Here is a 13,293-nt window from a genome sequence, read left to right as displayed (position 1 = left end):
GCGTGCCGTCGCCGGACATGAAGCTCGAGGCCGACTTCCAGCCGTTCTTCTCCCACGGCGGGTCGCTGCGCTCGTCCTGGTACGGCGACTGCCTGCCCAGCCGCGACTTCCCGATGCTGGTCGACCTGGCCCTGCAGGGCCGGTTCCCGCTCGACAAGTTCGTCACCGAGCGGATCTCGCTCGACGACGTCGAGGCCTCGTTCGACAAGATGCACCACGGTGACGTGCTGCGCTCGGTGGTGATCCTCTAGGTCCAGCGGGTGAACGGCCGTCGGCGCGAGCCCGACGGCCGACCGCTGGAATCGGCTACCGTGGTTTCCACCAGGCAGAGCTCGGGGGTAGCCATGGACGACGAGCAGACCGACGTGCTCGCTGCCCACTGCCGGGCGACCGATCAGGCCGAACAGTTCGGCGCGAAGATCTACTTTCCGCACCGGCTTACCGTCCTCCAGCGGGACAGACCGTTCGAGATGGACATCCGGGCCATGCAATTCGGTCCGATCCTGGTCGGGGTGCTGCGCTACAGCGGCGAGGTCCTCATCGAGACCGACGACCTCGAGACGAGCTACGAAGTCAACGTGCCGGTGCGAGGCCGGTTTCTCAGCCGCTCGGGTTCCGACGAAGTCGTCGCGGACCCCGGAACAGCCGCGGTCTACCGGCCCTACGGCGCCACGTCGTTCCGCGGCTTCGCAGACGGCGGCGAACTGGTCGGCGTCAAGATCGATCGCGCGGCACTCGAGCGCCAGCTCGCCGATGTCGCGCGCACGGAGTTCGCGGGCCCCCTGGCGCTCAGGCCCAGTCTCGACCTGACCTGCGGGCCCGGGCGTGACTGGTGGTGCGTGACACGTGCGCTCGTCGACCTCCTCGGGCGGCCGGACGGTCTGGTCACCAACAAGCTCATCACCCGTCCGCTTGCCCAGAGCATCCTCACGGGCCTGCTCTACGCGCTCGACCACCCGCAGGTCCGATCGCTCCTCGAGGAGCCGGCCGCCGTCGCTCCGACAGCGATCAAGCAGGCCATCGACCTCCTGGAGGACCAACCCGAGGAACCGTGGACCGTCCCTGAGCTAGCGAGTCGCTGCGGGATCAGCGTCCGCACTCTCCAGGACGGCTTCCGCCGGGTGACCGGGACGACGCCCACAGCCCACCTCCGGGCGGTCCGACTTCGCCGGGTGCACTCCGAGCTCGTCGTCAGCGACCCCTCGTGCGCCTCCGTCGCCGACATTGCCTACCGATGGGGCTTCAGCCACCTCGGGCGATTCGCGGCCGCCTACGCCCAGGAGTACGGGGAGGCGCCCTCGACCACGCTGCGGTCCGACTGACCGTCCTGCGCAAATCGGCCAGCCCGCCTCGCGCTCACCGGATCGCGAGTCGACGCCCAACCCCTTAGTGTCCCGGGTCACAGCCGCGAGGTGGCCCGATCGGAGCGCCACCTCAGGCCGGCTCGGTTCCACCACCCGACCGGAGGTCGCAGTGCTGCAGACCGTCCAGAAGATCGGCCCGATCCTCGACCTCTTCACCGTCGAGCGCCCGGAATGGGGCGTGTCGGAGGTCGCCGAGGTCATCGGCGTCCCCCGTTCGAGCGCCCACGCCCTGCTGTCGAGCCTGGTCGGAACCGGCCTGCTGCAGAACCGCGCACGGGGGCGCTACCGGATCGGGTGGCGTGTGGTCGAGCTGAGCGACACGCTGGGCTGCGGCCAAGACGTACGGTCGGCCGCCGCTCCGGTCCTCCAGGAGCTCGTGCACCGCCACGGCGAGACCTGTCACCTGGCGGTCCTGGAGCGCTATAAGGTGCTCTACCTCGACAAGGTGGTCGGCACCCACGTCGTCACGGTCACCGGTACACGTGTCGGCGCGGCCGTCGACGCGCATTGCAACGGAGTCGGCAAGGTGCTGCTTGCCCACCGCTCCCCCGCCGAGGTCGCCCGGCACGTGCTCGAGCGCCCGCTCAAGCGCCATACTCCCGCGACAATCACGACGCCGGACAGCCTCGAGAACGAGCTCAACGCCGTCCGCATGCAGGGCTTCGCGATCGACCGCGGAGAGACGGTGACCGACGTCTGGTGCGCCGCCGCTCCGGTACGCGACGAGATGGGTTCGGTCGTCGCGGCCATCAGCATGACGGTCCCCGTGCATCGTTTCGTCTCGGCACAGGCCGTGCTCCAGCGAGCGGTCACGTCAGCAGCAGCGTCCATCAGTCGGTCGCTGTCCGCTCCCGACGACGGTGCTCCTGCTCCCGCTCGTCGCGGGCCCGGACGCCTGGACCTGGTGGCGAGCTGACAGCACGTGGTGCGCTGGGTGAGAGCCCGCGGCTCTTACGTTGAGGCTGAGCGGATCGAGTGCCGGATGTGCTCGTGTCTCAAACACAGCCGTATCGATCCCCATGGGCTTGGAGCGTCCCCGGTCTGGCGGACAGCCGCGTAGGGTTGCTTGACCCGTAGCGGAGGGACCGACCGTGGCGACGCGGCGACACTTCACACAGGAGCACAAGGACCAGGCGGTGGCGCTGGTTCTGGATTCGGGCCGCTCGATCGCGGAGGTGGCCCGGTCGATCAATGTTCACGAGATGACGTTGGGCAAGTGGGTGAAAAAAGCCAAGCAGGCCCGCACAGCCGCTGATGCCGACAAGCCGTTGGCGGTCGATGAGCGTGAGGAACTCGAACGGCTGCGCGTAGAGAACGCGACGCTGCGGATGGAGCGTGACTTCGCAAAAAAAGTAGCGACCTGGTTCGCGAAAGACCAGCCGTGAAGTACGCGGCGATCGCGAACTGGGCCGACTCCGACGATCCCGCTGACGCGTTCCCGGTGAGCTTCATGTGCGCATCGCTCGAGGTGTCGCGCTCGGGGTACTACGACTGGCGCCGCCGGCTGCCCTCGCGCCGCGACCTCGACGACGCCGAGTTGAGCGCCGAGATCCGCGAGCAGTACGACCAGCTGCCCGGCCGGCTCGGGGTCCGGCGGGTGTGGGCGGAGCTGACCGCGCAGGGCTGGCGGGTCGGCCGCAAGCGGGTGTGGCGGCTGATGCGCGCGGCGGGCCTGCACGGGCGCACCCCGTGGCGCTGGCGCCCGATCGACGCGCCGGACCTGCTCGGCCAGCAGTTCGACGTCGAGGCCCTCGACACCGTCTGGGCCGGCGACATCACCTACATCGACACCGTCGACGGGTTCTGCTTCCTGGCCACCGTGATCGACCTGGCCTCCCGCAAGGTCGTCGGGTGGGCAATCGACCAGCACATGCGCACCGACCTGGTCACCGACGCCCTGACCCAGGCCATCGCCACAAGACGCCCCGAGCCGGGCCTGATTTTCCACTCGGACAGGGGAACGCAATTCACCAGCGCCGAGTTCACCGCATTCTGTGAGGCCCGCGGGATCCGTCGGTCGATGGGCCGGCGAGCGACCTGCTACGACGACGCGGTCGCGGAGTCGTTCTTCGCGACCTACAAGAAGGAGCTGATCCACACCCGACCCTGGAACGGGCTCACTGAACTGCGCCAAGCCACGTTCCTGTGGATCGAAGGAGACTACAACCGACGCTGGCGCCACTCCCACCTCGGCTATTTGACACCCGCCGAGTACGAATTAGGATATCGGACGCTGACCGAGATAGCCGATCCCGCAGCCTGACCGACTGTCCGTCGAAGCGGGGACACTCCACCCCTCGGTGATCCCACTACGGCGGGCTTGACCCCCGACCATCAGACCGCGCTAACCTCATCCCGCCTGGGGAAGATGATCTAGCAGCTCCGGGGACGTTCTCTTAGCGCCATCACTGGATGCGGCCGACCCCAGGGGGGCCGATAGATCGCGCACGCGATCCAGCTGCACGTTGCGACCACGGCGGCGGCATACCAGTCGTCAATCCCCTGCCCGGCTTGGCCCTCACATCGCCGCTCTGCCATGGTCCAGACAGCAACAAATTCTGCGCGCGGGACTCGCAGGTTTCCCGCGCGGATACGCGCAATGTGCTCAGCTGCCGCTTCCATACTGCCAAGATGACAGCACGCACTGACAGTCTCGGGAAACTACGAGGTGACTAGCTCCCTCTGTGGCCCAGGACGCGAACTTCTTAAGCTTGAGAGCTCGGCCCCGAATGGATCACGAGCTTCGGGCAGCTCGCCCACGTGAGCTCAGGTGAGGAAGAAACTGGAGTCAGAGCCGAGCTTGGTTGGCAGTTGTTCGTAGATACTCTCGTGTATGAGTGCGAGAGAGGCCCTCTCACAAGCGAATTGGTCTACGCTAGCCGGATGGATCGATCTGCGGCGCCCGCAACTGAACCGGTCTACGTGCTTGTTGATGCAGGGGCCGAAGTGGATCTTTATGTGGGTGAGATCGTGGTCGACGGTCTGCCAGTGGAGGGAGGGGTCAGGTTCCAGTCAAGTGGGTGATCGCGCGGCAGATCCTCGGCCGCGACATCACGGGGTGACCTTCCGGCGTCCGATGGGCAAGCCGTAAACAAGTCCCCTTTGACGGCTGGTTATCCACCATGCCGGAACGCGCGTTGTGACGCTGGTCGCGTAGATCGAACCTAGGACCGAGTGCATGAGCGCCCGCCAACGCCGGCGGGCCTGACCTGAACGAGGAGCACCGTGACCATCACCCCGGACTTCGTCAACGACATCACCATGGAGCAGCTCGAGGCCGACCCGTACCCGTTCTACGAGCGGCTGCGGAAGGAGGCTCCGGTGGCGTTCGTGCCCGCGCTCGGGATGCACCTGGTCTCGACGCGCGAGCTCTGCGAGCAGATCGCCCGTGACGACGAGAACTGGCCCGCGGTGATCTCGGCGGCCGGCGGCCGGACCTTCGGCCCCGCCGCGCTGCTCAACACGAACGGCGAGGAGCACCGCGAGCTCCGCGACATGGTCGAGCCTCACCTGCAGCCGTCGGCCGTGGACAAGTACATCGACAACCTGGTCCGACCCTTCGCCCGCGAGCGGATCGCCGCCTTCGAGAACGACGGCCACGTCGACATCGTGGCGGCCTACTGCGAGCCGGTCAGCGTCCGTGCACTGGGCGACCTGCTCGGCCTCGACGACGTCAGCACGGACAAGCTCCGGGAGTGGTTCCACAAGCTCAGCGTGTCCTTCACCAACGCTGCGGTGGACGAGAACGGCGAGTTCGCCAACCCCGAGGGCTTCCGGCCGGGTGACGAGGCCAAGGCCGAGATCATCGCCCACGTCGACCCGAAGATCGACAAGTGGAGCACCCAGCCCGACCACACCGCGATCTCGCACTGGCTGCACGACGGGATGCCCGAGGGACAGACCCGCAGCCGCGACGTCATCTACCCCAACCTGTACGTCTTCCTTCTGGGGGCGATGCAGGAGCCCGGACACGCGATGGCCACCACTCTTGCGGGTCTGTTCAGCCGACCCGAGCAGCTGGAGCGGGTCATCGACGACCCCGAGCTGATCCCGCGGGCGGCCGCCGAGGGGATGCGGTGGGTCGCGCCGATCTGGTCCGCGGCCGTCAAGCGGGCCGCACGGGACGTCACGGTCGGCGGCGTGGACCTGCCGGAGGGCTCGATCGTGATGCTCACCTACGGCTCGGCGAACCAGGACGAACACGCCTACGACGCGCCGAGCCAGTACGACCTCGACCGACCGGTCAGGCCGACGATGACCTTCGGCGGCGGCAAGCACGCCTGCGCAGGTACCTACTTCGCCAACGCTGTGGTCCGCATCGGGCTCGAGGAGCTCTTCGAGGCGATCCCCAACCTCGAGCGCGACACCGACCACGAGGTCAACTTCTGGGGCTGGGGCTTCCGCGGACCCAAGCAGCTGTTCGTGAAATGGGAGGTCTAGGAGCCCGCTCACCGCGGGACCAGCAACGGAACTGGAGCGGAGTCGTCTGAAGATGGCTGACAAGTACACGGTCCGAGTCACGGGCCAGGACGTGGACCTCACGGTCGGAGAGGACCAGTCGGTCCTCGATGCCGCCCTGCGGGCCAACCAGTGGCTACCCCACTCGTGCACCCAGGGCACCTGCGGGACCTGCAAGCTCAAGGTCCTCTGCGGCGAGGTCGACCACCGCGACTCGCCCGAGTACACCCTGACCACGGAGGAACGCGACTCCGGGCTGGTCCTGGCCTGCAGGGCCGCCCCACGCTCGGACCTCGTGGTCGAGCCACTGGGCGCCGTCGACGACGGTGTTCCCCGTCACCCGTTGCGCGATCACGAGGGGACCGTCGTCGTGCTCGACGACATCGCTGCCGCGACCCGCCGGCTGGTCGTCGAGCTCGACGAGGCGATGCAGTTCAACGCGGGTCAGTACGCAGAGCTGCTGATCCCCGGGACGACCCTCGCCCGCCAGTACTCCATGGCGAACCCGCCGTCGGAAACCCGCCGGCTCGAGTTCCACATCAAGCTGACCGAGGGCGGCGCCGCCACGGAGCGCTGGATCTTCCGCTCGTTGTCCGTGGGGGACCGCATCTCCCTGCGCGGCCCCCTCGGCCAGTTCCACCTCGTGGACAAGACCGATGGCCCCGTAATCCTCATCGGGGGCGGCACCGGCCTCGCGCCGCTGAAGTCGATCGTGCAACACGCACTCGCCGAGGACCTGGCGCCGGAGCTGTACGTCTACCACGGTGGCCGGCGGAAGGTCGATCTCTACGACGTCGAGTTCTTCCTCGAGCTCGAGACCCGCCACGACCACGTCCACTACCGGCCGGTGCTGAGCGAACAGGACTGGGACGGCGCTACCGGCATGGTGACCGACGCCGTTGTGGCCGACTTCGCCTCCTGCAAGGGCATGAGTGCCTTCCTGTGCGGCCCGCCGGCCATGGTGGCCGCAGCGGTAAAGGCCCTCAAACGCAGGCGCATGGCCCCGAGGATGATTTCCAAGGAGGAGTTCACCGTCGCACCCCCGGTGCCCGACGTCGACGCCGCAGCCTCCTGAGTACGTCCTCCTGACCACCCACAACGAGACTCACCCACCTGCCACTCCTGCACAAGATCCCTGGGGTGGAGCCGCTCTCCGGGGGCGTCACGATGCTCTTCTCCCCAGAGGAACAGACGATCCCCTGACGTCCCGTCCCTCCTCACGACTGCGCCCCGCGGGAGATCTCCCGCGGGGCGCAGCAGTGTCGGGGCCGGTACGCGGCTGTTGAGCTTGACCCCTCCCACCGGACACCTCGCCTGAGGTGGACCCGGTCCGCCAGGGAGGATCATCTTCGTGCCTGCCCCACACGCGCCTGAGTTCCGGCGGCGAGCGGTCGAGCTTGCCCGTCTGGGCGAGCAACCCGTCGCCCAGATCGCGAAAGAGCTCAGCATTTCCGAGTCCTGCCTGCGGAATTGGATGGCCCAGGCCGACGCCGACGACGGCAAGAACGGCGTCGAGCAGGGCCGCTTGAGCACCGATGAGCGAGCCGAGCTCGCCGAGTTGCGGAAGAAGGCGAAACGACTCGAGGTCGAGCTCGAGATCGTCAAGCGGGCCGCGGCGTACTTCGCGAAGGAGAACGTCCTCCCAAAGTAGTGTTCCCGCTGGTCTGTGAACTCGCCGACGACGGCATCGACGTCGCGGTGGCCTGCCGGGTGCTGAACGTTTCCCGCTCCGGATACTACGAATGGCGGACCGGGGTGAAGTCGGTGCGCGCCCAGCAGAACGAGTTGCTGGCCAAGGTGATCGAGAAGATCCACAGCGAGTCCCGCGGCACCTACGGCGCCCCGCGGGTGCACGCCGAACTCGTCCTCGGGCTCGGCGAGCGGGTCAACCGCAAGCGGGTGGCCCGGCTCATGCGCGAGGCCAGGCTGCAGGGCCTCTACCGGCGCCGCACCCGCCGCTGCACCCGACGCGACCCTGCCGCCGACCCCTACCCGGACCTGGTCGACCGCGACTTCACCGCCGCCGGCCCCGACCGGCTCTGGGTCACCGACATCACCGAACACCACACCGGAGAAGGCAAGGTGTACTGCGCTGCGGTCCTCGACGTGTTCTCACGGCGGATTGTGGGGTGGTCGATCGACGACAACATGCGCACTGAACTGGTCACCGACGCACTCGGCATGGCGATCCTTCGCCGCAAACCGCTCGATGACGGTTCTACCGTTCTGCACTCCGACCACGGGTCGCAATTCACCTCGTGGGCGTTCGGGCGCCGGCTGGTCGACGCCGGGGATCGTCCCGTCGATGGGTTCGATCGGTGACTGTTACGACAACTCGATGATGGAATCGTTCTGGGGCACGATGCAACTCGAACTGCTCGACTCCCGCAAGTGGGAATCACGCACTGAACTTGCGACCGGGATCTTCGAGTGGATAGAGTGCTGGTACAACCCGATCAGACGCCATTCCAGCATCGGAATGCTCTCACCGGTCGACTTCGAAGCCCGCCACACCAGCCCCGACCAAGATCACTGACCCCACACCCCAGGTGTCCGGTCTACGGGGTCAAGCTCAATGTCCATACGTTCCCTCGCAGACTTCAATGGAGGACCCCTGGGCGGTGCGGTGAGCTGGCTAGTCACCGCCACCGTCACCGCCCAGGGCCCCACCGTCGGCACGACACGACGAGAGACCGGGGGACTCCTACCTGGCCACCCGCGGGGACCTCACCTGGCCACCCGCGGGGACCCCAACCTGGCCACCACCGGGGACTTTTTCATGGCCACGGACAGCGCCCAGCGTCGAAGCCGCTGAGCTCGCCCTCAAAGACCTCGACCAGACCTGGGGCGCCCAGTACCCCGGGGTCATCGATGTCTGGCAGTGGGCCTGGAACGAGTTCACGCCGTTCCTGGACTACCCACCGGAACTGCGCCGGGTCGTCTACACGACCAACGCCATCGAGTCCATCAACTTCCAGCTCCGGAAGATCACCAAAGCCCGCGGCCACTTCCCGTCCGAGGAAGCAGCGATGAAACTCATCCATCTCGGATTGCGGAACATATCCAGCAACCGCGGAGGTGAATCAGGTACCGGCACCTATGGCTGGAAAATCGCACTGAACACGCTGGTCGTCCACTTCCCCGGACGACTGAAACTCTGATAGGTTCAATCCATCATCGTCCCGTTGCTTACACGGGAAGCGTGACAGGCTCTCGGCCCCCGCTCCATTTTGGGTCCAGTGCGGCGAACCCCTGAGCGTTGAACGCGTGAATCACCTCCCGGCCGTAGGCCGCGGTCATCGCGAACATCGCCGCCGCGTCGCTCGCCGAGCGGCCCTGGGTCGAGGCCAGCACGATCCCCGCCCGCCGCAACCGCACCCGGTCCTTCGTGGTCCGAGTGATCTTGACCAGTCGCTCCGCCTCCGACGGGGAGAGCTCCCGGACGAACACCCCAGCCGGGCGTGCCATCGCCACCACCTCCGGCGACAGCCTCCCCAACCCCAAGATCCTGATCAAGGGCAGTTACCGCGACAACGTTGCTTGCCGCAGCACTAGGTGCGCCGACCGCTTCATCATCACCCTCTGCCACGGCCCCGCCGCCCTCCTGGCCGTCGGACTCGACCGCGACACCTCACCCCTGACCGGCTACGAGTCCTGCGCCTTCCCCGACGCCCTCGACACCGGAGCCAACCTCGACCTCGGCTACATCCCCGGCCCCATGCCCTGGCTGCTCGCCGAGGGTCTGCGCGCCCAGGGACTGGTCGTGGTCAACGAGGACATGGCCGGCCACGTCCACCGCGACCGTGGCCTGCTCACCGGCGAAAGCCCACTGGCCGCCGACGCCCTCGGCAAGCTCGCCGCAACAACCCTGGTGGAGGCCACCAAGAGCTGACGCCAGATCGTGGTGCTCAACGAAGCCATCGCCGGCAACCCCGTCCGCGAGCTCGACCGCATCGAGCAGCCCACGGGCCGGCGCGCGAGCCGACCACGCGGACTCACCGCCGACGAGCGGCGCGACTTCCTCGCCCGGCTCGACAGCTCGTCCGACGACCCGGCCTTGCTACACGAGCAGAAGATCGTCCGTACAGTGGAGCTCCCGGCCTCGTGCGGTTCTTCCTCAGCACCGGCCTTCGCGTCGGTGAGGCGCTGGCGACCCGTCGACTCGACCTCAATCTCGACGGCGTGCCGGTCCGCACGGCCATCGGACCGGTCCGCCGGTTCCATCCCCGACGGCGCGCCAGCCGTCGCGCAGCGCAGGACGAGGGCCAGTGCACCCTCCACGTAGGCCCTATGCGCCAGCACCCGGCGGACGTCGGGGTGTTCGATCAGGGGAACCTGCGGTGACGACGGGTCCTTTGCCGCGGCGGACGTGCGGCCCAGGGAACGCGCGCTGAGCTCGTGAGCCGCGATTTGCTCGACACGGCCACCGTGGGGACCTTGATCTACAGGGGCGGGCTGGGGTGCGACGTGGCCTGCTCGGGTCGGGAGCACGGCTGGCCGACGGCGTCGGAGCCGTCGTCGGAGCCGTTGTCGGAGCCCGACGGCACGGCAGGCGACGCAGATGGAGGCGAGGTCGCGGCGCTGCAACGCGGTGTCACCTCACTCGTCGGCCGACGAGGGAGTCGGCCCGTCACCGGCGGGCGCCCGGATCAGGTCCTTTTGCCAATTCGGGGAGGCGGCCGAGACGGCGGTCGAGGGATCGATCTGCTCCTCGCCGGGCACATGGATGCGGGTGAAGCGCATGGGCTCGGCCGCGAGCGGGACGGTGGCGTCGAGCCCCATCTTGGCCCCGACCCCGCTGTCCGTGGACGGGTCCAGCTTCGAGCCTTGCGCGCCCGGGATGACGACGAGGTCGCGGTCGGCCTGGAATCGGGTGGCGACGGCCCACTCCACCTCGGCAGGGTCGTGGACGTCGACGTCGGTGTCGACCACGACGACGTGCTTGACGTCGTAGTGCACGGCGAGGGCCCCGAGGATGACGTTGCGTGCCTCGCCCTCGGAGCCTTTGTCGATCTGCACGGCGAGGTGGTAGCGGCACGTCCCGCCGCGCGACAGGTGCAGGTCGCGGACCGAGGGGAAGCTGCGGCGCAGGTGGGAGAGGAACGACGCCTCGCGGGGCACGGCGCCGAGCAGCAGGTGTTCGCCACCGCCGCCGACGATGGTGTGGAAGATCGGCTCGTGGCGGTGGGTGACGGCGTCGACGGCGATGACGTGGCGTTCGGCGCGCGGGCCGTAGTACTGGGGGAACTCGCCGAACGGCCCTTCCGGCTCGCGGGTCCCGGCCAACAGACGGCCCTCGACCACGAACTCGGCCCCGGCCGGCACGCGGACGTCGTTCGTGACGCATCGGGTCACCGGCAGCGGCGAGCCGCGCAGTGCCCCGGCGATCTCCAACTCGTCGTGATCGACGGGGACGATGGCCTGGGAGGCCAGCAGGGTGATCGGGTCGTTGCCGATGACGACCGCCACCGGGAGGTCCTCGCCCCGGGCCTCGGCGTCGTCGAAGAACTCGAGCGTGTGGCGAGGCAGCAGCAGCGCGCCGAGCCGGTCCGGTCCGCTGACCTGCAGCCGGTGGATGGCCACGTTCTGCACCCTCGTGCCCGGGCGGCGGGTGACGAGCAGTCCGGCGGTGATGTAGGGGCCGTGATCGTGCTCGTTGTGGGTGGGTACCGGCAGCTGGCGGGTCAGGTCGACCTCCCGGTGCACGACGTCCTGGCACGGGGCGGTGTCGATCTCGGTGCACGGCACCGGCTCGCGCGTGGCGCGCTCGAAACGCTCGAGCAGAGCGTCGTCGCCGACCCCGAGGGCTTCGGCGACCCAGGAGCGCGCGCCGAGGACCCCGGCCAGCACCGGCACCGGGTGCCCGTCCGGCGCCGGGAAGAGCGTCGCGGCGGTGCCGTCGAGTCGGTTGGCCACGGCCGCGACACCGTGGCGCAGCGCGGCCCCGGGCCGGGCGACGGCGAGACGGTCGGTGCGTTGGAGGTGGTCGAGCCAGGTCCGCAGGTCTGCCCCGGGTGGCGGCGCAACGCTCATCAGCTGTGCTCCTTCATCGCGACGGGTGCGGGCCGGTCTGCCGCGTCCGGCTCGCGGTGGCGGCGGCGATGCCACAGGTGGCTCGAGGTCATGACGAGCAGCGGCATCGCGACCGCGACGTAGGCGTTGTCGATCCCGAACGGATCGCCGGCCAGGAACCAGGCGGTGGTGGCCACGAGGGCAGCGACGATGGACGCCATCGCCGCGCGCCGGGTCCCGAAGCCCGGCCGGTAGAACATCAGGACGACGAGGACGGCGAGGGCCGCTCGTAACGACTTGGCCAGGAACGTCACGGCGAGGACGTCGTCGGCGAACAGGGCGAGTGCGATGGGGACGACACCGGCGGCGAGGGTCGCGATCCGGACGAAGACGAGGTCCTTCCGGTCGTCGCCGGCGCGGTTGAAGTACGGGCGGTAGAAGTCCTTGAGCACCAGCGTCGACGCCCCGATGATCAAGGCCGCGATGCTGCCCAGGATGGCGCCGACCAGGCCGCACATCACGAGTCCGGTCAGGAGCGGATCGAGGTCGACCGCGAGGGCGGGGAGGGCGTCGATGGACTCGATGTCGGGGTGGAGCGCCGCGCTGACCATCCCGACCGTCGCGGCGAGGATCCCGAAGGGCACCAGCATCAGCGCCGAGTAGAAGCCGGCCCGTCGTGCCCGTCCGGGGTCCCGCACCGTGGTGATGGCCTGGACGACGTACTGGGTGGCGAAGATGGCGCCGATGCCGGCGATCAACCAGGCGAAGATCTGGGCCCACCCGACGCCGTCGACGGTGAAACGGCCGGCGGGCAGGGCGGCCCGGAGCCCGTCCGTCCCGCCGACGCGCCCGAGGCCGACGACGACCAGCACCACCACGGCCAGCAGCTTCATCACGGCGTGCACCACGTTGGTGTAGACGACCGACCGCATGCCGCCGACCATCACGTACACCGTGGCGAGCGAGCCGACGATGACGATGGACCACGCCCGGTCGATGCCGAGCAGCTCGGACAGGACGGCGCCACCGCTGGCGTAGATGGCGACGGCCACGATCAGCAGGGCACAGGTCATGATCACCGACGTGGCGGCGCGGACGCCCTCCCCGTAGTGGCGCGCGAGCGCGCCGGAGATCGTGTTCTCCCCGAGCGCCTTGTACCCCTTCGCCGCGAACAGGGAGAACAGCACGAAGCCCACCGAGAGGGCGAGGACGTTCCAGGCCGCCGATATCCCGACCTCGTACGCCTCCTGGGCGGTCCCGATCGTGGCCGAGGTGCCGATGAACTCCGACATCAGCAGGAAGCCGATCAGCACCGCGGGAAAGACCCGCGCGCCGTCGGTGAAGCCCTCGGCGGTTCGCGACGATCGTCGGACGACATAGCTGATCGCGGCCAGGACCAGCATGTAGACGGAGACGACGAGCAGGACGATCCACACCGACGACATTGGCTCTCCCTGTG

14 protein-coding genes and 3 pseudogenes are annotated in these 13,293 nt (G+C 68.5%); 14 read left to right on the top strand and 3 right to left on the bottom strand.

Translation table 11 applies throughout. The features are described from left to right. The 12 genes and pseudogenes from LN037_RS29605 to LN037_RS34085 form a co-directional block, all read left to right on the top strand. Nucleotides 1-251 (top strand): annotated as a pseudogene (locus LN037_RS29605) (S-(hydroxymethyl)mycothiol dehydrogenase); the annotation flags it as partial. Between the two features lie 93 nt (nucleotides 252-344). Beyond that, nucleotides 345-1,322, top strand: a complete 978-nt coding sequence (locus LN037_RS29600; protein WP_230760250.1) for an AraC family transcriptional regulator — start codon at nucleotides 345-347, stop codon at nucleotides 1,320-1,322. 151 nt (nucleotides 1,323-1,473) lie between these two features. Beyond that, nucleotides 1,474-2,280, top strand: a complete 807-nt coding sequence (locus LN037_RS29595) for an IclR family transcriptional regulator (protein ID WP_230760248.1) — start codon at nucleotides 1,474-1,476, stop codon at nucleotides 2,278-2,280. Between the two features lie 175 nt (nucleotides 2,281-2,455). Next, nucleotides 2,456-2,749 (top strand): transposase, encoded by a 294-nt coding sequence (locus tag LN037_RS29590; protein WP_308286213.1) that lies wholly within the window; start codon nucleotides 2,456-2,458, stop codon nucleotides 2,747-2,749. After that, a complete protein-coding gene (locus tag LN037_RS29585) occupies nucleotides 2,746-3,627 on the top strand; it encodes an IS3 family transposase (protein WP_230760245.1) in 882 nt (293 codons plus the stop codon). Before LN037_RS29590 ends, LN037_RS29585 begins: the two co-directional genes overlap by 4 nt. A gap of 962 nt (nucleotides 3,628-4,589) precedes the next feature. Next, the gene (locus LN037_RS29580) at nucleotides 4,590-5,804 is read left to right on the top strand and encodes a cytochrome P450 (RefSeq protein ID WP_230760243.1); all 1,215 of its coding nucleotides are present in this window, start codon (nucleotides 4,590-4,592) and stop codon (nucleotides 5,802-5,804) included. A 52-nt stretch (nucleotides 5,805-5,856) separates the two neighbouring features. Further along, a pseudogene (locus LN037_RS33950) lies at nucleotides 5,857-6,093 on the top strand (2Fe-2S iron-sulfur cluster-binding protein); the annotation flags it as partial. 24 nt (nucleotides 6,094-6,117) lie between these two features. Further along, complete coding sequence (locus LN037_RS29570; RefSeq protein WP_230760255.1) at nucleotides 6,118-6,897, top strand: FAD-binding oxidoreductase; 780 nt, start codon at nucleotides 6,118-6,120, stop codon at nucleotides 6,895-6,897. 276 nt (nucleotides 6,898-7,173) lie between these two features. Next, on the top strand, nucleotides 7,174-7,473 hold the full coding sequence (locus LN037_RS29565) for a transposase (RefSeq protein ID WP_230760241.1): 300 nt from the start codon (nucleotides 7,174-7,176) through the stop codon (nucleotides 7,471-7,473). Then, nucleotides 7,473-8,144: an IS3 family transposase gene (locus LN037_RS29560; protein ID WP_230760239.1), complete on the top strand. Its 672-nt coding sequence runs from the start codon at nucleotides 7,473-7,475 to the stop codon at nucleotides 8,142-8,144. Before LN037_RS29565 ends, LN037_RS29560 begins: the two co-directional genes overlap by 1 nt. After that, entirely contained in the window at nucleotides 8,128-8,358 is a 231-nt protein-coding gene (locus LN037_RS29555) for an integrase core domain-containing protein (protein ID WP_230760237.1), read from the top strand. Before LN037_RS29560 ends, LN037_RS29555 begins: the two co-directional genes overlap by 17 nt. Nucleotides 8,359-8,611: 253 nt before the next feature. Further along, nucleotides 8,612-8,983, top strand: a pseudogene (locus LN037_RS34085) (transposase); the annotation flags it as partial. A 28-nt stretch (nucleotides 8,984-9,011) separates the two neighbouring features. On the opposite strand, the gene LN037_RS33010 reads toward LN037_RS34085, so the two are convergent. Next, on the bottom strand, nucleotides 9,012-9,290 hold the full coding sequence (locus LN037_RS33010; RefSeq protein WP_255695242.1) for a helix-turn-helix domain-containing protein: 279 nt from the start codon (nucleotides 9,288-9,290) through the stop codon (nucleotides 9,012-9,014). On the opposite strand from LN037_RS33010, the gene LN037_RS29540 reads away from it, so the two are divergent. Further along, nucleotides 9,220-9,714, top strand: coding sequence for a type 1 glutamine amidotransferase family protein (locus tag LN037_RS29540; protein ID WP_230760235.1), 495 nt, complete (start codon nucleotides 9,220-9,222; stop codon nucleotides 9,712-9,714). The genes LN037_RS33010 and LN037_RS29540 overlap by 71 nt on opposite strands. 212 nt (nucleotides 9,715-9,926) lie before the next feature. Continuing rightward, nucleotides 9,927-10,166, top strand: a complete 240-nt coding sequence (locus tag LN037_RS29535) for a hypothetical protein (RefSeq protein WP_230760233.1) — start codon at nucleotides 9,927-9,929, stop codon at nucleotides 10,164-10,166. 255 nt (nucleotides 10,167-10,421) lie between these two features. On the opposite strand, the gene LN037_RS29530 is transcribed toward LN037_RS29535, so the two are convergent. Then, entirely contained in the window at nucleotides 10,422-11,855 is a 1,434-nt protein-coding gene (locus LN037_RS29530; protein WP_230760231.1) for a UbiD family decarboxylase, read from the bottom strand. Continuing rightward, nucleotides 11,855-13,279 (bottom strand): sodium:solute symporter family protein, encoded by a 1,425-nt coding sequence (locus LN037_RS29525; RefSeq protein WP_230760229.1) that lies wholly within the window; start codon nucleotides 13,277-13,279, stop codon nucleotides 11,855-11,857. The genes LN037_RS29530 and LN037_RS29525 overlap by 1 nt, the downstream gene beginning before the upstream one ends. Between the last annotated feature and the right edge of the window lie 14 nt (nucleotides 13,280-13,293).

Source organism: Actinomycetospora soli (assembly GCF_021026295.1).
Classification (GTDB): domain Bacteria; phylum Actinomycetota; class Actinomycetes; order Mycobacteriales; family Pseudonocardiaceae; genus Actinomycetospora; species Actinomycetospora soli.
Note: the sequence above shows the minus strand (reverse complement) of the source record. Positions and strands in the feature narration are given on the sequence as shown.